This window comes from Thalassotalea hakodatensis, assembly GCF_030295995.1.
GTDB lineage: Bacteria > Pseudomonadota > Gammaproteobacteria > Enterobacterales > Alteromonadaceae > Thalassotalea_C > Thalassotalea_C hakodatensis.
The window spans coordinates 3,454,396-3,474,331 of sequence record NZ_AP027365.1; the positions used below are offsets into that span (position 1 = coordinate 3,454,396).

General features: G+C 37.2%; 19 protein-coding genes. 7 read left to right on the forward strand and 12 right to left on the reverse strand.

Translation table 11 applies throughout. The features are described from left to right. Window positions 1–308: 308 nt before the first annotated feature. From rplS to ffh, 6 genes are all read right to left on the reverse strand, one after another. Window positions 309–662: a 50S ribosomal protein L19 gene (rplS, locus tag QUE72_RS15290; protein ID WP_074497012.1), complete on the reverse strand. Its 354-nt coding sequence runs from the start codon at window positions 660–662 to the stop codon at window positions 309–311. Window positions 663–676: 14 nt separating this feature from the next. Further along, window positions 677–1,468 (reverse strand): tRNA (guanosine(37)-N1)-methyltransferase TrmD, encoded by a 792-nt coding sequence (gene trmD, locus QUE72_RS15295; protein WP_074496994.1) that lies wholly within the window; start codon window positions 1,466–1,468, stop codon window positions 677–679. 3 nt (window positions 1,469–1,471) lie between these two features. Next, entirely contained in the window at window positions 1,472–2,008 is a 537-nt protein-coding gene (gene rimM / locus QUE72_RS15300) for a ribosome maturation factor RimM (protein ID WP_074496999.1), read from the reverse strand. A gap of 15 nt (window positions 2,009–2,023) precedes the next feature. Further along, the gene (rpsP, locus tag QUE72_RS15305; RefSeq protein ID WP_074497002.1) at window positions 2,024–2,272 is read right to left on the reverse strand and encodes a 30S ribosomal protein S16; all 249 of its coding nucleotides are present in this window, start codon (window positions 2,270–2,272) and stop codon (window positions 2,024–2,026) included. A gap of 366 nt (window positions 2,273–2,638) precedes the next feature. Next, on the reverse strand, window positions 2,639–3,109 hold the full coding sequence (locus QUE72_RS15310) for a hypothetical protein (protein WP_286269946.1): 471 nt from the start codon (window positions 3,107–3,109) through the stop codon (window positions 2,639–2,641). A gap of 115 nt (window positions 3,110–3,224) precedes the next feature. Further along, window positions 3,225–4,616, reverse strand: coding sequence for a signal recognition particle protein (ffh, locus tag QUE72_RS15315; protein WP_286269947.1), 1,392 nt, complete (start codon window positions 4,614–4,616; stop codon window positions 3,225–3,227). A 1,109-nt stretch (window positions 4,617–5,725) separates the two neighbouring features. Between ffh and QUE72_RS15320 the strand changes: the two genes are divergently transcribed. Beyond that, complete coding sequence (locus QUE72_RS15320; RefSeq protein ID WP_286269948.1) at window positions 5,726–6,523, forward strand: cytochrome C assembly family protein; 798 nt, start codon at window positions 5,726–5,728, stop codon at window positions 6,521–6,523. A gap of 65 nt (window positions 6,524–6,588) precedes the next feature. After that, window positions 6,589–7,878, forward strand: coding sequence for an HlyC/CorC family transporter (locus QUE72_RS15325; protein ID WP_074500404.1), 1,290 nt, complete (start codon window positions 6,589–6,591; stop codon window positions 7,876–7,878). A gap of 790 nt (window positions 7,879–8,668) precedes the next feature. Here the strand turns inward: QUE72_RS15325 and QUE72_RS15330 are convergent. Continuing rightward, window positions 8,669–9,289: a transglycosylase SLT domain-containing protein gene (locus tag QUE72_RS15330; protein WP_286269954.1), complete on the reverse strand. Its 621-nt coding sequence runs from the start codon at window positions 9,287–9,289 to the stop codon at window positions 8,669–8,671. Between the two features lie 624 nt (window positions 9,290–9,913). Then, on the reverse strand, window positions 9,914–11,518 hold the full coding sequence (gene gshA / locus QUE72_RS15335) for a glutamate--cysteine ligase (RefSeq protein ID WP_286269955.1): 1,605 nt from the start codon (window positions 11,516–11,518) through the stop codon (window positions 9,914–9,916). 260 nt (window positions 11,519–11,778) lie between these two features. Between gshA and QUE72_RS15340 the strand changes: the two genes are divergently transcribed. Next, window positions 11,779–13,137 (forward strand): Na+/H+ antiporter NhaC family protein, encoded by a 1,359-nt coding sequence (locus tag QUE72_RS15340; RefSeq protein ID WP_286269956.1) that lies wholly within the window; start codon window positions 11,779–11,781, stop codon window positions 13,135–13,137. Continuing rightward, window positions 13,137–13,820 carry a TIGR01621 family pseudouridine synthase gene (locus QUE72_RS15345; protein ID WP_286269958.1) on the forward strand — a complete coding sequence of 228 codons (684 nt, stop codon included), beginning with the start codon at window positions 13,137–13,139 and terminating at the stop codon, window positions 13,818–13,820. Before QUE72_RS15340 ends, QUE72_RS15345 begins: the two co-directional genes overlap by 1 nt. A 5-nt stretch (window positions 13,821–13,825) precedes the next feature. Here QUE72_RS15345 and QUE72_RS15350 read toward each other — a convergent pair whose 3' ends face one another. Further along, window positions 13,826–14,602, reverse strand: coding sequence for a substrate-binding periplasmic protein (locus tag QUE72_RS15350; RefSeq protein WP_286269959.1), 777 nt, complete (start codon window positions 14,600–14,602; stop codon window positions 13,826–13,828). A 267-nt stretch (window positions 14,603–14,869) separates the two neighbouring features. Continuing rightward, a complete protein-coding gene (locus tag QUE72_RS15355; protein WP_074500388.1) occupies window positions 14,870–15,760 on the reverse strand; it encodes a LysR family transcriptional regulator in 891 nt (296 codons plus the stop codon). Between the two features lie 108 nt (window positions 15,761–15,868). Between QUE72_RS15355 and trxA the strand changes: the two genes are divergently transcribed. After that, entirely contained in the window at window positions 15,869–16,183 is a 315-nt protein-coding gene (gene trxA, locus QUE72_RS15360; RefSeq protein WP_286269960.1) for a thioredoxin, read from the forward strand. Between the two features lie 25 nt (window positions 16,184–16,208). Here the strand turns inward: trxA and QUE72_RS15365 are convergent, their stop codons facing one another. Both QUE72_RS15365 and QUE72_RS15370 read right to left on the reverse strand, forming a co-directional pair. Then, entirely contained in the window at window positions 16,209–17,558 is a 1,350-nt protein-coding gene (locus QUE72_RS15365; RefSeq protein ID WP_286269961.1) for a sodium-dependent transporter, read from the reverse strand. 504 nt (window positions 17,559–18,062) lie between these two features. Beyond that, window positions 18,063–18,545, reverse strand: coding sequence for a YajQ family cyclic di-GMP-binding protein (locus QUE72_RS15370; protein WP_286269962.1), 483 nt, complete (start codon window positions 18,543–18,545; stop codon window positions 18,063–18,065). A 137-nt stretch (window positions 18,546–18,682) separates the two neighbouring features. Here QUE72_RS15370 and QUE72_RS15375 point away from each other — a divergent pair, with 137 nt between their 5' ends. Both QUE72_RS15375 and QUE72_RS15380 read left to right on the forward strand, forming a co-directional pair. Beyond that, entirely contained in the window at window positions 18,683–19,036 is a 354-nt protein-coding gene (locus QUE72_RS15375; protein WP_286269963.1) for a VanZ family protein, read from the forward strand. After that, window positions 19,036–19,929, forward strand: a complete 894-nt coding sequence (locus QUE72_RS15380; RefSeq protein ID WP_286269964.1) for a ketopantoate reductase family protein — start codon at window positions 19,036–19,038, stop codon at window positions 19,927–19,929. Before QUE72_RS15375 ends, QUE72_RS15380 begins: the two co-directional genes overlap by 1 nt. The last annotated feature ends 7 nt before the right edge of the window (window positions 19,930–19,936 follow it).

A 19,936-nucleotide genomic window follows, 5' to 3' on the forward strand; every position in this document is an offset into this window, starting at 1 on the left:
CGTCCTTGTTAAAATCAATAACGCAGTCTATAACCCTTTTAAACTCGCCCTTGGGAACTCATTAGCGTCCTGATAACTTCCCTAAATAATCGAACCATAGAGCGACTATGCTTAAATTATTTAGTTTGTTCTAAGCGCGCTAATGAAGTGCTAAGTTGGCTAAATATTTAATAGAATTGGTATAACAATAAAGAACACAAAGTATGTAAAGAAATGGATAATCAAAAAATACAAAAAAACCCGCTTGGTTTACCAAGCGGGTTTTCTTTATTTCAGTCAAGCTGAAGAATGAATTGCTTACGCAATCATTATTTCTTCGCCAACTTCTCTTTGATACGCGCAGAACGACCTGAACGCTCACGTAAGTAGTAAAGTTTAGCTTGACGAACATCACCGCGACGTTTAACTTCGATTGAATCGATTAACGGGCTATGTGTCTGGAATACACGCTCAACACCTACACCGCTAGAGATTTTACGCACGGTGAAGGCAGAATGTAAGCCACGGTTTTTAACAGCAATAACAACACCTTCAAACGCTTGAAGACGCTCTTTATCACCTTCTTTAACTTTTACTTGTACTACAACAGTATCGCCTGGTGCGTATGCTGGTACATCTTGCTTCATTTGCTCTTGTTCAAGAGCTTTAATAATATTGCTCATAATCATACCTTTTCCTAGGATTCACGATCTTCAACAGAGGTTTGCTTAATTTTCTCAAGCAATTTCTTCTGTTCAGCCGTCAGAGCTAGGTCAGTTAAAAGTTCAGGTCGTCTGTGCCAAGTTCTCTCTAAAGACATTAATTGACGCCACTGTCTTATGTGTTCGTGATTACCACTAAGCAATACTTTAGGTACCGACTTACCATCTAATACCTCTGGCCTTGTGTAATGTGGACAATCAAGTAAGCCATCTGAAAACGAATCTTGTTCTGCAGATTGCTGATGTCCTAATACACCCGGCACAAAGCGAGCTATGGCATCGATCATGTTCATCGCGGGTAATTCTCCGCCACTTAATACATAATCTCCAACCGACCATTCTTCATCAACATGTGATTCAATCAGTCGTTCATCTATGCCTTCATAACGTCCTGCAATAAAAATCAGTCGGTCATGTTGTGCTAATTCACTTACACCAGTTTGATCAAGTTTACGTCCTTGTGGTGACAAATAAATAACCTTTGCACGGCTTCCACCACTTGCTGAGACAGAGTTATCTGCTTCAACTTTTGCAGCTTCTATAGCTTCACGCAATGGTTCAACCATCATTAACATCCCTGGACCACCGCCATAAGGTCGGTCATCTACAGTACGGTGTTTATCATGGGTAAAGTCTCTTGGATTCCACGTATGAAATTCAATTAACCCATTACGTATCGCGCGGCCTGTCACCCCATACTCGGTTATTGCTTCAAACATTTCTGGAAAAAGGCTAATGACCCCTATCCATAATTTGCTATCACTCACGAGTTAAAAACCTGGATCCCAGTCAACACAAATTTGTTTATTTTCAATACATACCGACTTAACTACCTGATCTTCAAGATACGGAATTAACCGCTCTTTCTTACCAAAGCCATCATTTCGGTTTGCTTTTACAACCAGTACATCGTTAGAGCCTGTTTCCAATAAATCAGAAACTTCGCCTAAATCATAACCTTTGTCAGTCACAACGGTCATGCCGATTAGGTCACGCCAATAAAACTCCCCATCGGGTAGCTCAGGTAACATGGTCTTATCAACAAATATTTCTGAACTCACTAATGTTTGTGCAACATCGCGATCATCAATATTGTCAATTTTAACCACTAACCCTTTATTGTGCTTTCGCCAATCAGTCACTTCGACTGTTTGTACTTTATTTCCTAATTTTAACGACCAAGGAAAATAGTCGAGGATAGCTTCTTGCTCTTCGGTAAAAGAATGAACTTTCAACCAGCCCTTGACACCATAGACTGCGCCTATCTTGCCAACAACGATTTGTTCATTACTTGTTACTTCAGTCATGTCTATCCACTTATCTTATGCTGCAGCTTGAGCATCTTTTACAAGCTTTGCCACACGATCAGATAAACCAGCGCCTTGACCAACCCAGTGGTTGATACGATCAAGATCTAAGCGCAATTTTTCCGCTTGACCTTGTGCTGAAGGGTTGAAGAAACCAATCTTCTCGATGAAACGACCATCGCGAGAGTTACGGCTATCTGCAACAACTATCTGATAGAATGGACGCTTTTTTGCGCCGCCACGGGCTAAACGAATGGTAACCATATCGTCCTCTATATATTAATGTTAAAACGAATTTCCAGACACTTTCCGCCACAAAATGAGGCAGAAAAGCTCGCGTATTCTACGCTTTTTCAGCTAGAAAGCAAGTTTATAGCTATTTAAAAACAAATGGCTGATTAATCAGAACTACATCTTTTCTTAACAAGTTAAAAATGATGCTCAAATTAATAGATAAATCGCTCTGAAACAGGAATTTACAAGACACTTTGAATAAAGCAAAAAAAGGATTAAAAATAAGAAAAGCAGGCAAAAATTACTATGTAATGTTAAATCACATACAGTAGCACTGTCCAAACACTTTTAAGATACAAATGAGGACGGTGCTCCGTACATTTCTACGGTTAAATACTAAATGATAGTTAAACGTTCGATACTCTCTGCTTCAATGTATCCGACCGTTACAGCAAATGGCCGTTCGCCTTTCGCACCTTTTATTTTACAACCTTTCGCCACAATACAGACGGTATAAGGCTCCACCATACCCTTAATTTTAATTAGCCTTCCTTCTAAGCTAGCAAGATTATCTACTTGGTATTCATCTTTTAATTGCTTTACCAAGGAAGGATTAATAGCAACAGTGAGTCGGGAGTTAGTCCCGTTATTAGACATCAGATGCCAATAGCCTTTTTTCTGACTAACACCACGACTTGTCGAATGAATAGAAAATTCTGTCTCTACCCAAAAAAACAGTTCTTTTTGCTGAGCTTTTTCAACGACATTATCCACAGGCATCGTTTGATAAGCGATATTTTTATTCGCACAGCCAGTGAAAATGAGCAACACAAATAATGATAAAAACAAAATACTTTTACAATACATACTGACACGTCCATTTGTTATTTAGTTCTTTAAGTTTACTCAAAAAAGTAAAAAAAACAAGAGACCGCTAAATGGTTAGTATGTAAAAAGTAGCTCTGCTTTGTCAGATAGGGCCTTAACGGCCAAAACCACCGAAACCGCCCATACCACCGCCGCCACCCGGCGGCATCATACCTTTCATTGAACGCATCATTTTTTGCATGCCACCTTTGCCTGACATTTTTTTCATCATTTTTTGCATTTGGGTAAACTGTTTAAGCAATTTATTCACGTCTTGAATTTGCGTGCCCGAACCTGCTGCTATACGACGTTTTCGAGAACCTTTAATAATCTCAGGACGTTCGCGTTCTTTCGGTGTCATGGAATTTATAATGGCTTCCATTCGCACCGTGACTTTATCGTCCATTTGTCCTTTCATTTGATCGGAAATGTTCCCCATTCCAGGCAACTTATCTACTAAGCCCATCATGCCGCCCATGCTTTTCATTTGTACTAACTGGTCACGGAAGTCTTCTAATGAAAACCCTTTACCTGATTTAACCTTTTTAGCCAATTTTTCGGCTTGTTTACGATCAACTTTTTGCTCTACTTCTTCAATAAGTGATAAAACATCCCCCATACCCAAAATTCGTGAAGCAATACGATCTGGATGAAAGGGCTCTAGGGCTTCAATTTTTTCACCAACACCCATGAACTTGATAGGTTTACCAGTAATATGCCTAATTGATAAGGCAGCACCACCGCGAGCATCACCGTCAGTTTTAGTGAGTATCACACCGGTTAATGCTAATGCATCATTAAATGCTTTGGCGGTGTTCGCAGCATCTTGACCTGTCATTGCATCAACAGTAAACAGAGTTTCAACCGGTGAAATTGCCGCATGTAATGCTTTTATTTCATCCATCATGTCACTGTCAATATGCAATCGACCTGCGGTATCAACAATTAATACATCAAAATAATGTTTTTTGGCATGGTTTATCGCAGCGTTTGCTATGTCAACCGGCTTCTGTTTGATATCACTTGGAAAGAACTCAACCCCTACTTCGCCAGCAAGCGTTTCTAATTGTTTTATTGCAGCAGGTCGATAAACATCAGCGCTGACAACAAGCACCTTTTTCTTTTCTCTTTCTTTCAAATATTTCGACAATTTAGCAACAGAGGTTGTTTTACCCGCACCTTGTAAACCAGCCATTAATACAACAGCAGGCGGTGTAGCTTTTAAATTGAGAGTTTCATTGACTTCACCCATCGCACTTTCAAGTTCTTTTTGAACAATTTTTACGAATACTTGCCCTGGGGTTAAACTTTTAGAAACATCTTGTCCTACTGCGCTCTCTTTCACTTTAGCAATAAAGTCACGTACTACGGGTAAAGCAACATCAGCCTCTAAAAGCGCCATACGTACTTCTCGTAAGGTGTCTTTGATGTTGTCTTCAGTAAGTCTGCCACGACCACTAATGTTCTTAAGGGATTTCGTTAAGCGATCTGATAAATTCTCAAACATGTATTACTCTGACCAATTGCGATAAAGAGAAAACTTACCCACATTATACCTGTGAGGTTAAGAAGCGAAAGTATAAAATGGAGGCAAGGATTTATTTTTCAATATTAACCTGAGATTCTCTAGCGCCTACTAATACCAATTCGCATAAATATTCGGTCATTCAGCGAGAATTAAACGCTTTAGAGGCACGGCGTTGATTGCAGAGAATGGTTATTCAGGAGAACGTGCTCCTACGTTCTCTAATACCAACTCAATTAAGTATTTAGCCACTTAGCGAGAAATAAAAGGGTTAGAGGCAAGGCATTGATTGCAAAGAATGGTTATTCAGGAGAACGTGCTCCTGCGTTCTCTAATAAGCTACATCCTTGTAGCGTCCTTGTTAAAATCAATAACACAGTCTATAACCCTTTTAAACTCGCCCTTGGGAACTCATTAGCGCCCTGATAACTTCCCTAAATAATCGAACCATAGAGCGACTATGCTTAAATTATTTAGCTTGTTCTAAGCGCGCTAATGAAGTGCTAAGTTGGCTAAATATTTAATAGAGTTGGTATAATAAGCTACATCCTTGTAGCGTCCTTTTCAAAATCAACAACACAGGCTATGAAGCGTTTAAACTCGTCCTTTGGGAGCGTGTTAGAGACGCGATAATTGCGCAAAACGTGTTTGATGTAGAACAACTATACCTGCACACGTTTCACTTATTCTCCCACCTCTGACATCGCTCTGAACTGACTTAATCTTTATGCGAATTGGTATAAGGTCTGTTGACGACACAAATAATCGACATAATTGGCTGAATAAAGCAAACGATTTAGCAGGTTAAGATAAGACTTAGATAAACGTAGCATGCTAAGGTTAATTTGATTATGATGGCTTCGTTGACTATTTATAGGCTAAATCAACAATACCGGTTACATCAATAACGTGTACACTTTGCAGCAAAATGCCTAAAGTCAGTTGAACTTTAAGCTATTTTTTGCAACAGTTTATTGCTGATGATTCAGTGTTAGATTAAAAAAATAAAGACTACATTAATTAACTTGTGTTTTATTCATCGTAAGGTTTATTCACTCGTATTCACGTGTTATTTTTAAAGGAATAGATATTTGGATTTTTCATCAATTTTCAGCTTAATCGCTTTTGTTTGCTATATCATGGCATCTATAGCAGTCGTTGTTCGTTTATTTCATCCAAAAGGACCAAACATTGTTAAAGTATTGTTTATTGGTTCTATCGCGATTATTAGTCATACGTTATCTACCGGGCATTTTTTGTTTTCAGAACAAAGTGTAAATTTTGCGCTGCCGAACGTTATTTCATTAGTAACACTGATTATTTGCTTGTCGATCACTGCGCTAGCACTTAAATATAAAGTAAATTTACTTTTACCTGTTGTCTATGTATTCGCTGGCTTATGGCAATTAACCTCATTGTTTATTCCGCATAAAAGCAATATACCTTTAATCACAACAGATTTTGCAGTTGCTAGCCATGTTATTTTAGCGTTAATCGCATACTGTATTTTAATTATTGCGATGTTATTTGCCTTCCAAGTCACCTATATCAATATGAAATTAAAAGATAAAAATTTATTAGCGGTAAACCACTTACCACCGTTAATGCAAGTTGAGGGACAATTATTTGCAATTTTAGCGATTGGCACACTAGGATTAGTAGTAAGTCAGCTTGTCGGCGTTATCTTTTTACAAGACTTTTTGGCAAATAATGCGCATAAAACAGTATTGTCATTGCTTGCGTTACTCCTCTACTGTTTTACTTTGTGGGGTCATTTCAAACAGGGCTGGCGAGGACACCGCGTACTTATGTTAATTATTTCAGCGACGACGCTACTCACTCTCGCGTATTTTGGTAGTCGTTTTGTGAAAGAATTTCTATTATCTTAGTATTTAAGGTATAACTAGCATTCGGCTTGATAAAGCACATGTTTTTGGCAATTTAGGACCCATAATTGGATACCATCTCAACCAGTACGCTCTTTCTCATTTTAGGCTTACTTATTCTTATATCTGCATATTTTTCTGGCTCAGAAACCGGCATGATGTCGTTAAACAGATATAAGCTTAAGCATTTAGAAAAACAGAAACATAAAGGCGCTAAACGCGTAGGTAAGCTATTAAAACGCCCCGATCAACTGATTGGTCTAATTTTAATTGGTAACAACTTAGTCAACATAGCTGCCTCTGCTATAGCCACCATTATAGGGATTCGCTTTTTAGGTGATGTTGCTGGTGTTCTAGCAGCGACTATTATCTTAACACTTGTGGTATTAATTTTTGCAGAAGTTACGCCAAAAACACTTGCCGCTCTTTATCCTGAAAAAGTAGCATTTCCTAGTTCCGTTATCTTATCCTTTTTATTGAAAGTCTTTTACCCAATCGTAGTCGCTGTAAATTGGATCACCAATGGCATTCTTACCTTATTAGGTGTGAGTCGTGAAGAACGAGAATTACATAGCTTAAGTTCAGAAGAACTCCGCACTGTAGTGAATGAATCTGGTGCCTTGTTAGCTGAACGCGATCAAAGCATGTTGGTGAGCATTTTAGATTTAGAAAAAGTAACTGTTGAAGACATTATGATCCCACGCAGTGAACTCGTTGGCATTGACATAAATGAAGATTGGAAAAAAATTCAAAAACAATTAACCCAAGCCACACACACTCGTGTTTTACTATATAGAGATACCATCGACGATGTGGTGGGCTACATTCACATGCGCGATGCATTAAAGCTACTATCAAAAAACCAGTTTACTAAAGCCACTTTACTTAGGGCAGTTAGAGAACTTTACTTTATTCCTGAAGGTACCACATTAAGTGTGCAAATTTTAAAATTTCAACATGCCAAAGAAAGACTTGGATTGGTTGTAGATGAATATGGTGACATTCAAGGATTAGTCACTTTAGAAGATATTCTTGAAGAAATTGTAGGTGATTTTACCACAACTAAAGAACCAGCACCTTCAGAAGAAGTGCATATTCAACCTGATGGTAGTTATTTAGTCGACGGTAGCGCTACGGTACGTGATATAAATAAAGAAATGAATTGGCACTTCCCAACCGATGGCCCTAAAACCTTAAACGGTTTAGTGTTAGAGTATTTAGAAGACATTCCTGAAGCAAAACTCAGTGTAAGAATTTCAGGCTATCCACTTGAGATTGTTGATGTTACCGATAATATGATCAAAACAGTTCGTATTATGCCAGAGTTCTACCAGCAAAAACCTGAGCACAGAAACTAGGGTCTATTGGTTTTTCGAGATTAAATTTTGTTCGAACTAAACCCGAAAAATTAACAGTCTCTAATCATCATCAGTGTGTTACCGATTAGCTTTTTTTAAGCTGAATGAAATAGAATTGTTAACCTAAACGGACTAGTTCATAACGCTACACAGACAACAAACCTCATTGGTTTTAGGTTTTAGGTTTTAGGTTTTAGTTAAGGACTCTTGAATAACTCTACTGAAAGCAAAAAACCGCTTAAACTATTTTTGTTGATGCTCGCACATTTGAATAAATTTAGTCGATATAATTAACCTTCAGTTATATTACTTTCTATCATCTGAAAGAAACCGCTCATAAAGTTAAACACAAAGTTATCCACAGACATTTACGGTAATTAACATTTCCACAATTTCTGTGGAAAACAAATGCAAAGCCATAGGGAATGAGGACTTCGTTTTTGCAATATTTATTTATGAAAAAAATGAAGTTTTTTTAACATTTTTTTTAAAACCATACCCGACGAGCACTTGCAGCAATTTTCAATAAAAATAACGCCTTTGGCAAGAAAAATGCTACAGTCATTACAGTTTTAGGTAAGTGATAAGATTGTTAAATATTTGTACGTTTCTACGAAATACTCGGTATTAAATCTTGTAAATTTTACCTATTTATAACAAGAGAAAACCTTAATATGTTTACGTCCAAAACACTTATTTTTCGATAAATAAAACGGTAGATGGCGAGAAAACAAACCCTTCGTCTAAAAGTTATCCAAAGGGCGGTGAAACGTTGAGCTATGCCATCTTGTTAACCAAACAACCAACGCCATAAACTGCTTTCATTTAGCTCGGCTTCGCATGATTTTAATTGTCCACTGTAACGTCGAGCACGGTTATCAACCTTTCTTGCTACTTTCACTAGCCACTGCTTTTTTACATAAGATTTTCTTTGAAAACCACCCCAGCCTTCATGGTAATTTAAATACTGGTTATAACCATCCCACTTTGACACACGATTAATTTTATTTGTTTTAAAAATAAACCACGCCATAAAGTCAACAGCGTCGTCAAAATCATCACGATCAGCACCTGAGTTACCAGTCTCTCTAATATAGTCTTTCCAAGTCATCGTTTTGGCCTGTGAATAGCCGTAAGCAGTACTTACTCTGCCCCAAGGTATAAAACCGAGTAAATAATCTCTTGGTGGCAAGGCATCATTTCTAAACGAACTTTCTTGATACATCATGCTCATAGGAACATGAATAGGAGTTCCCCATCGATCACGAGCGTCTTTAGCAGCAAAGTACCAATCACGATGCTCTCTAAATATCTCGCACAAATTCTCTGGGTTTTTGGGGGGTGGTGTAGCGCAGCTACTTAATAACAACGTTGAAAGTATAACAAAAATTAAAACAGGTATTTTATTCATAAGGCCACATAACTACGTTTTTCACGCTTTTATAATGCCAGAAAAACATTACATTACCAAAATGAAAAAAAATTTATTTTTCTTTGAACTTTTTTAAAACACACCACTCTTATATTACAAGACTTTCATATTGTGTTTCCCTTGAACATCTTACAAGCGCATTTTTTAATGCGCTTTTTTTTATCTAAATTTTGAACTTTATTATTTTTTTCCACTCCAATCTTTTAAGAAGTGATATTCCCTTAGTGTTTCATGTTTAGTTTGCGCATTTATATTAATGCGCTTTTTTTTGTTTGTTTTTTGAACTTAATCGTTATTTAGTACTCCTACAAAATGAAGGTGTTATTCCCTTATGTTTCATGAACGATTCGCGCGTTAATTTTTTATTAACGCGTTTTTTTATGTTTATTAAAGACTTATACAACTTTTAATCGCATCAATAGATATTTATTAATACTAATTGAATAAAAATTGAACTTTAAAAGAACGAGCATGTCTCATGTTATGAGAGCAAAACACCTCCCTGGACTGCTTTCTTTGTATTTAAGGCGCGTTACCTTAACGCGCTTTTTTTTTGCCCAAAAAAAGGAGCATTGAAGCTCCTTTAAATCTCTGTACCAAAAATTATTGTGCAAAATATTGTGTTAAAAATTCATCGAATGTTAATGTATCACTTTGTTCAATACTTTTTTGTTGAGCAATTGATTTATCAGCTTGTTCATTAAAATAAGCTTCATCATAATATTGATAATCTCGTTTTAACGCATCTTCACGATAACTGATTGCTTGCTGTAGGGTAAACTCCGTTAAACTTTGCTGATTATCTTGCACAATTTTCAGTAATTTAGCCGAAGGCGTTTTTTCAGGATCATTAATCTTATCGAACTCAATCGCTAACGCTTGTTGATACTTAGCAGTATTGTGGGCATCATCAAGTAACGCTGCAACTTGCTGCATTTCAGCAAAAAGTTCCCTCCCCCATGCCTTCAACGATACTTTTTCGCCGCTATTGTCGAGTAACAGCGCAGGATCTCTACCACGCATCACGACATCATCCATGTTGTTATCACAGACTTTTTGCATTTCACAAAGTGGCACAGGGCTTTCTTTAAGCGCACAAAAGGTAAGAAATATATCAAGAAAATAAATTTGCTGTTCACTGATGCCAGTATCGACAAATGGATTTACATCAAGCGCCCGAACTTCCACGTATTCAACCCCACGACGACTTAACGCTTGAGAAGGTTTTTCGCCAGATTGGGCAACTTGTTTTGGCCGCACAGGCGCATACAACTCGTTTTCAATTTGCAATACATTGGCATTTAACTGCTGATAATTGCCATCAACTTTTATGCCTATTTCTGCAAATTTATCTGAGCTTAAACTTATCGCTTCTTGCACGCCTGAAATATAATCATCAATATTGTTGTAACAAATCCTTAATGCCGACTGTTCACTATTGGTATAACCAAGATCACTCATGCGTAAACTGGTTGCATGTTCTAGATAGATGTAACCACTCTCGGATTTTTTAAAGGGCAACGTTGTTTTTTTGCCTTGTAAAAAAGACGGACATATTGCCGGAGAACTTCCGTACAGATAAGGGATCAACCAACAATAGCGTTTATAGTTTCTTAATAAAGCAAAATAACCCGCTGAAATATAATCTTGCTCATTCATTGACGAGCTTTCTGTCGTTTTAAATAATTGCCAAAACGATTTAGGAAATGAAAAATTAAAATGTATGCCTGCAATAACTTGCATCATGCTGCCATACCTGTTTTTTAAGCCTTGTCGATATACGGTTTTCATTTTACCGATGTTAGACTGGCCAAAATACGCTAAGGCGATATTTTCTTCGTCGTCAACAAAGCAAGGCATACTCGTCGGCCAAATAAGCTCACCATTAATATTTGAAAACGTATATTTCTGAATATCTTTTAATTGCGCAATTGTTTGTTCTACAGAGTGACTTACTGGGGTAATAAACTCCAATAAGCTTTCTGCATAGTCGGTGGTGATATTTGGATGAGTAAGGGCGGAGCCTAATGCTTGATAATGACCATGCTGCGAGAGCTTGCCTTCAGCGAGTACCCTTAATCCTTCGCGTTCGATGCCCCGCCCAATGTCTGTTAGCGCAGCTTTATTCCGTTCCTCGCTAAGAACGTTTATTTTCTGTTGAAAAGATAGTGTCAAAATGGGTCCTGTTGCATCGAGCGATTTCTGCATAAAGATGTATGGCTAAAAGATTGCTTTTCAATGCTTATTTAGTAATTGTTAAATAAAATAATCCGTTTGTTATATTCTGCTGTGATAGCTTTTGTAAAAACGTTTATACCAAAGTCGTTATTCAAGCTAGATACCATGACCGCATGTTTACTCATTAAATTCCAATTGGCGGCAAACTTCTGGCAAATATTCCTTCTACTGTTTCTAATAATAGCAACATAAGGTAAAGTTGGTCGCAAAATAATAATCGTTGTAATCTCATGCAAGACAGTCCACTTAGCTTACTTCCCCCCATTGTCGCCATTATTATCGCTATCTGGCGTAAAAATGCCTTATTAGCATTATTCTGCGGTATTGCTTTATGCTTTATCATGATTGAAAACTGGCACCCAATCAATGGCGTAACAAGTACAGCGTACGGTTTAGCTGGCGTGTTTGATTCAATTGGCAACATATATATCATAAGTTTTAGTTTGCTTATTGGTGCACTGGTTACATTAATGAACCAATCAGGTGCCGTTAATGGCTTTATTGATTCTTTAGCAAAAGTGAATTTAGTCAAAAATTCAAAACAAGCTGCATTACTGCCTACCTTTGTTGGCACGAGTATTTTTACTGATACTAATTTAAGTATTTTTACTGCTGGAATGGCAAGCCAAACTTTGTTTGATAAATACAAACTGAGCCGTGCTAGGTTAGCTTACTTAATCGATTCAACTTGTGCCCCTATCAGTATCCTCTTTTTAATAAATGGTTGGGGGGCATATGTTCTTGGTCTACTTGATGGCCACCAACTCAACGATCCTGTTGGTATACTCGTCGGTACGATTAGTTATAACTTTTACGCGATCATTGCCGTATTATTTGCCTATTATACGGCAGCAAGCGGCAGAACTTTCGGACCACTTAAATACGCTAAATCACGCATCATTGATCAACAAACAGTAGAAAAACAGAAAATATCTCCTGCCATCATTATGTGGTTGCCATTGTTATCTTTATTAACCATTACTCTATCTTTGCTTTGGTTTACCGGTAACGGTGATATGCGTCAAGGTTCAGGTTCCTTTTCTGTTTTTTGGGCGATCGTAAGTGCGGTGATTATTTTAATTACCATGATCAAAATCTACGGTGTAATGTCTTGGAAAAATATCGCTAAACATGCCTTACTAGGCATCAAACATATGGCTCCTGCCGTAGCAATTTTGATACTTTCTTTCGCCTTTGGCGATGCAATAAAATCGCTAGGCACGGGTATATATGTCAGCCAATTGCTTAACGTTGAAGTTCCGCTATATTTTATTGCGCCAATTCTATTCCTCGCTGCCGGGTTTATGGCGTTTGCTACAGGTACTTCGTGGGGTACATTTGCTATTTTAGTGCCGATCGCAGTTCCGTTAGCGCAACAAACTGGCTTACCTATCGAGTTTCTTGTCGCGGCAGTTTTAGGCGGTGGTATTTTTGGAGATCACGCCTCACCAATATCAGACACCACCGTTGTTGCTTCTATTGCAAGTGGTTGTGATCACTACGAGCATGTAAAAACACAATTACCTTATGCCCTAACGGCAGGTAGCCTTACTTTGATTATCTATACACTGATAGGCTTAAATTTCTAATGAAGCCATTTACGATTGTCGATGAGCAACAAGACTTTATTATCATTAATAAAGCTGCAAATGTTAGTTTTCATGATGAAGGCAATGAATTAGGCTTACACAGTCTTGTAAAACAGCATGTAAAATTAGAACATCTTTATCCTGTGCATAGGTTAGATAAAATAACTTCAGGTTTACTTATTTTTGCAAAAAACAAATTAACTGCGCAGACGTTCCAACAACTGTTTGAGCGTAAAGAGGTTATTAAATTTTATCTTGCGATTTCCGATAAAAAGCCCAAGAAAAAACAAGGGTTAATCGCTGGTGATATGGAGAAAAGCCGTCGTGGCATGTGGAAATTAACTCGCTCAATGCATAATCCTGCCAAATCACAATTTTTCAGTTATTCACTGACACCTCAGTCGAGATTATTTTTGATAAAACCATTAACAGGAAAAACGCATCAAATTCGGGTAGCACTTTCAAGCATTGGTAGCCCTATTCTAGGAGACACGTATTACGCTAAATCTACAGCCGATAGGGGGTATCTTCATGCTTTTGGTTTATCGTTTACTCTCAATGAGCAACAGTATCGATATCAAGTAGCACCAGATTCAGGTGAGCATTTTTTAACAGATCATTGTTTATCTGCTATCGATGCTATTAGCGATCCTTGGCAACTTCCATGGCCTAAAAAATATTAACGGTGCTATTTTAACTGCTGGGCAAAAAAGCGCTTCGTATTCTTGTACTCTCTCAAAAGGTGCCATTTTCGATATATTTTCTCTGCTTTATTACTTTGTATAAAGTCGATAAAATGTTTATCCCAGAGCGCCTTTAGTTTTTGTCCACGAGCGGTGTTGGCAAAGGCAACATGGATTTGTAAAACACCGACTGGTTTAGTAACAAAATTAATCGCAGAGGCATTTTCAGTCATTTCAGTAAGATATGAACCTTCAGAATCGATCATGTAATCAGTACGGGAATGCCTTAGTTTATTAATTGCCTGTTCACGAGTCCCCACTTCTGACATATCAAATTCAACCTCTGGAAGGTAAGCCTTAAAAGGTTTAGACAAACCAGCAATCATGGTGACACTTTTACCTTTCAAGCTTGAAATACCTTGCCAATTATCAAAATTATTTTCTTTAAATATAGCTATTAATATATCAACATCATGGGGGTATGCCGAATAACTCAATTGATAATTATCATCTTTTAACATACCAATCATCATATCAGCATCGCCGCGCTCAACTAAAGCAACAGCCCGCTTATATGGATACACTTCAATTGCAACTGACAAATTTAATGGTTCAAAAATAGCGCGAACCACATCAAATTGCTGCCCAGAGCCATCAGGCAAAGTAAACGGCGGTAAGTTTTCACCGACTACGTTAACAACAGATAAAGCTGTTTGCTGACTTTGCGCAGAAAAGTGAGCAGTGATACAGATGAATAAAGCTATTTTAAAAACGTTTTTCAAGCAGTCGTCCTTGGTTGTTTGAATTATTCAAAGTACAGAGAAATAGAGTCTAAATGTTAATCACAAGTATATCATAAATAACAAAAGTGAAGATAATTTCAAATGTATTTAAACAATAGTTTCAATTGTTATTAGGGTCTGTTGATCTTTCGAGATTCAATGTTGTTCGAACTAAACGCTTTATAATCAAGGCGTGAGCAATGTCTTGTCTAAATACCCATAAACTGTTGCAAACTAAAGCGAAAGATCAACAGACCCTAATCATAGTCATGAAGAAAGACAGCCAATTTTACTTTGGAAAAAATCTAAAAAAATGCGTGTTTTAAGGGGAATATTCCTACTGTGATAGAGTACTGATAATTGTTGAGCAACAATTGGCACAGGGTAGTTCAACGTTTTAATACCTGTTATTCGTTTACCAATGTAGTCAGGCAGCTTGATGACACCAATCCCCTGTTCACATGCTTTTGCCCGCATTTCAGGACTCGCTAGCATCATGACAGGTTTCGGATTTAATTCAGTCACTTTTCCATGTTCTCGAAGTAACCATGTTTCTGAACCGTCAGCAAGAATAGCATCAATATTATTAAGTTGTGCTATCTCATTCACCGATACAGAATTATCCCGTTCACTGACATAGATGGATTGAGAAAAACTTAATAAACTTTTGCTGATCCAATTTGAGTTTGGTAGGGAGTCTTCATGCAAAACAAACACTAAATCAAATTGATGATCATACGGTGGAGTTATCCCCGTATAATGCTGACATTGAATTTGTAGTTCAGAATATTGCGTTGCAAATGTTGTCATTAATTCACCAATAACTTGGTTGAAAAATTCTAACGGGAGTAATAACTTTAATACGCCTTTTATCTGATGATGACTATCATAAATAAACTGTTCTACATCAGTTAGCGCTGCCACATGCGGTTGGCACTGTTGATATAATAAATGACCAGATTCTGTGAGTGTTATTGTACGAGTAGTTCGAATCAACAATTGGCTACCCAACTGCTGCTCTAATTGAGCCAACCGTCGACTTAATTTTGATTTTGGGATACCAAGTTCAGCAGACGCTTTCGTTAACGAACCAGCTTCAACAATCGCGACAAAAAAACGATAATTATCTAGCTCTAGTGAATTCCGTTTATTTTGCACTTTTATCTCATAAATAGAACAATTAATTCTATTAAAGCCAACTAATAAAACAATATCAAGTGAAATATACTCTTTCCTTCATTTATCGCTATATAAACAGGAAAGAGCATGAGCAGTGTGAAAGAAATCACATCCGAAGATTTTCAACAACAAGTGTTAACATTCAAAGGTAAAGTGCTAGTAGATTTTTATGCCCCATGGTGTGGTCCTTGTAAAATGATTGCACCAGTACTTGAGCAGGTTGCTAATGAAAATTCAGCGTTAAAAATAGTTAAAGTAAATGCTGATGAAGCACCCGAGTTAATGGCGCAATATGGCGTACGAGGTATACCTACTTTACTTTTATTAAATGATGGAGAGCTTGTTGATCGAAAAGTAGGTGCAGCTTCTGTTCAGCAAGTGACTGAATTTGTTTATGGATAAAATAAAAGGCGCATAGCGCCTTTTATTAACGTAGAGAATGTATAAATACGATTGCAATCGCCGTAGGACAAACAAACTTAGTATACCAAGGCCAAATTTTCCAAAAAATTGAGTGCTCAACTTTTTCATTACCTGATTGAATTTCTTTCAGTATGTCATTTCGGTGCCAAATCCAACCGACAAATACACAACAAAGCATCGCGATAATAGGCTGACCGTACTCTGTGGCAAGAGTTGCAACAAAATCTAGCATTACGTTTAATTGGCTAATAATACCAACACTCATTAAGAAAATCAGAATACCAATAAACGTTGTCGCTTTTTTACGTTCAATGTTATGTCGCTCAACAACGTATGATACTGGCCCCTCTAGCATTGAAATGCTCGATGTTAATGCAGCAACTGACATCAGTACAAAAAAAGCAAAACCAACCATTAACCCCATACTTCCCATGGTATCAAAAAGTGCCGGCAACACAGCAAACACCAATCCTGAACCTGATATTAGGCTGCCATCATCAGCAAAAATAGCAACACCTTGTGCTTGTGCAACATACATCGCTGGAATAATTAATAATCCTGCTAAGAACGCAATACTCACATCTATTAACGTTACCTGTGCGCCTAACGAAACTAAATTTTCTTTCTTAGAAATATATGAACCATATATCACCATCACACTGGTACCAAGTGATAACGAGAAAAAGGCTTGCCCCATTGCACTGATCAAAAGCCCTGGATCTAACACACGACTAAAATCAGGGTTTAAATACGCATTGAGTCCTTCACTAGCGCCTTCTAAGGTAAAAACATAGCCTATCAGTAAAACCAGTAAACCGATTAATAATGGCATCAGGCGCTTTGACCATTTCTCTATGCCATCTTCAACGCCGCGCCTAATAACAAAAATGGTTAAAAACATGAAGCAAGCTGTAAACAGAATGTTCCGTGTCAAAGATTGCGAGACCACCCATTCAGCACTGTTTCCTGCACCAATAAAATGAGCGACTGGCTCTATTGCATAAGACATCATCCAGCCGGCAATAATGCCATAAAAGCTTAAAATAAGCGCTGCACAAACCACCCCACCAAAACCAACAATAAAGGCAAACTGTTTGTGACCTTTCGTACGCGACATTTTTTGCAATGAAGTGACTGCATTCGCTTGGCCATAACGGCCAATTAACAATTCCGCCATAAACGCAGGGTAAGCTAAACAAAATGCTAAAATCAGATACACAAAAACAAAAGCTGCGCCGCCGTTACTTGCTGTTTGAGTTGGAAATCCCCAAATATTCCCTAATCCTACTGCTGAGCCAGCAGCAGCCATAATAAAACCAATACGAGAGCTGAACTCTCCTCGAGACGTAGCCATGAAAACCTTTCTTTATTGTTATTTATATATTCATAATTAGGGCGTATTAACTATTGATGATATTAATTTACAACCATTAAATATGCAGTTTGCGTAATAAAACTTGCATACTTAATCTTAAGAACGAAACAGTAGAGTGCATTAAGTTAAACATGCAAACTGATCGTTTATGTTCTTATAATCTAATCTGTACTTTAGTTCACAATTTCTACTTAAAATGTCAGTGACAAAATAAAATCATACAAAGATTGTTTCGGTAAAAAAACACACTAAAAACTAATAAGCCCTAGACTTCGGATTAATTTACTTAATCTCAGCCAATAAAAACAGCTTTTTAAGTTCAATATTAAGGATTATTTATTCAGAATCTCTGAACAGCTGTAAAGTAGACGATACCAAATAGATTATTTTTTCAACAGCGGCAGATAATTAGCGCTTATTTATACTGATTTAAAATAAGCGCTATTAGATAACCCGAGCTCAGGTTAGATAGAAATTTCTGGATTAATCGCGAAAGTTGGTAAATTGAAAAGATTGTTCTAATTCTTGTTCTCTTACTAACTTCATTACAGCTTGTAAGTCATCACGTTTCTTACCGGTAACACGTACCTGCTCACCTTGAATTGCAGCCTGCACTTTTAGCTTACTATCTTTTATCGCTTTAACGATTTTTTTCGCTGTAGGTTGATCAATGCCTTCTTTGAAGCTACAGGTCGCCGAGCATTTTTTCCCTGAAAACTCAGGAGTTCCCACAGACATTGATTGTGGGTCAACGTTACGTTTCGTTAATTGATTACGTAACATATCAACTAATTGTTTAATTTGAAAATCACCTTCTGCAGTTACCACCACATTTGGGCTTTTCCATTCAAAGCTCGCTTCAACGTCTCTAAAATCAAAACGTGTGCTTAACTCTCTTGTAGCATTTTCAGAGGCATTACGTACTTCTTCTATATTAATCTCAGATACAATATCCATTGATGGCATAATATTTTCTCATTTAATCATCGTTAATGGCATCATAACAAAATCTATAATTGCTAAAAACCAATATCCATGGCATTTTTTTATTCACCTCTCATGATATGATGTAATTTTCGCACGACAAATCATAATCATACAAAATGAACAGCCAAAAGCTTTTGCTTATTTTATTTGTTTTTATCTTTATAATCGCTAGTGTAAGCCTACTCGCCAAAGATTTAGAGGCTATTATTAACCGGGGAACTGATATCGACTCTATTGGTCATATGCTAGGATTTTTTCTATTAACTTGGTTTCTAAATAGTGCTTGCCGTTTTCCTTTGATCACATTATCTATCGCATTAATTTGTTATGCTGCACTTACAGAAATTGGGCAATGGTATTTAGGTTTCAGAAACCCTGAGCTAAGTGATTTTATTGCCGACACCGTCGGTATTTTAACCTTTGTCGCATTAAAGTGGATCAAGTTAATGTATTTCCAGCGAGTACGTTGATGAAAATAGTCGTAATAGGACAAGGTGCAATCGGTTTATTATGGTATTCACACTTAGTTATCACTAAGCATTCCCCAGCATTATTATGTTCACAACGTGCAGTTATTACTGACACTAATATGTCACTGACCACCTACGATAATCAGTTATCGGTGATACCACTTAACATCATAAATAAAGAACAACTTCAACTTGCAGATATCGTACTCTTGTGTTTAAAGGCTTATGATATTTTACCTGCATTAAAGCAGTATCAAGCTTACTTAAATGAAAAAGCAACGGTCATTTTATGCCATAACGGCATTATTGCACCAAGCGATATTCATGCTGTACTAGCTAAGCAAACTGTCCTTACCTTGCTTACTACCCATGGCAGCAAAAAAACGGATAACTTTGCTATCACCCATACAGGTAAAGGTCAAAGCCAACTAGGTAAGTTGCAACAGGTAACAAAAGCAGAACATCAAACACCAACAACTATATTGAATCAAGCCTTACCGAGTGTAATTTGGCAGGATAATATTGCTTATCATCAATGGATAAAATTAGCCATCAATTGCGTAATAAACCCCATTACTGCACTCAATAATATTGATAACGGTGAATTACTCAAGCCACAGTACCAAGCGTTAATAAATAAAATTTGTTATGAAATTACGCAAGTCGCTGCGGCGGAAAATATCAAACTAGAATTGCAGCAATTGATCAACAATGTGCTTAAGGTTGCATCAATTACTGCTAACAATTGTTCCTCAATGCGAGCGGATTTTCAACAAAATAAAGCCACTGAAATTGAACATATCAATGGCTATATTGTAGAGTTGGCAAAGCAACATCAACTAGAAGTACCAAATAACTTGTCACTGTATCAACAAGTCAGCCAAGCATACTAATTGATAG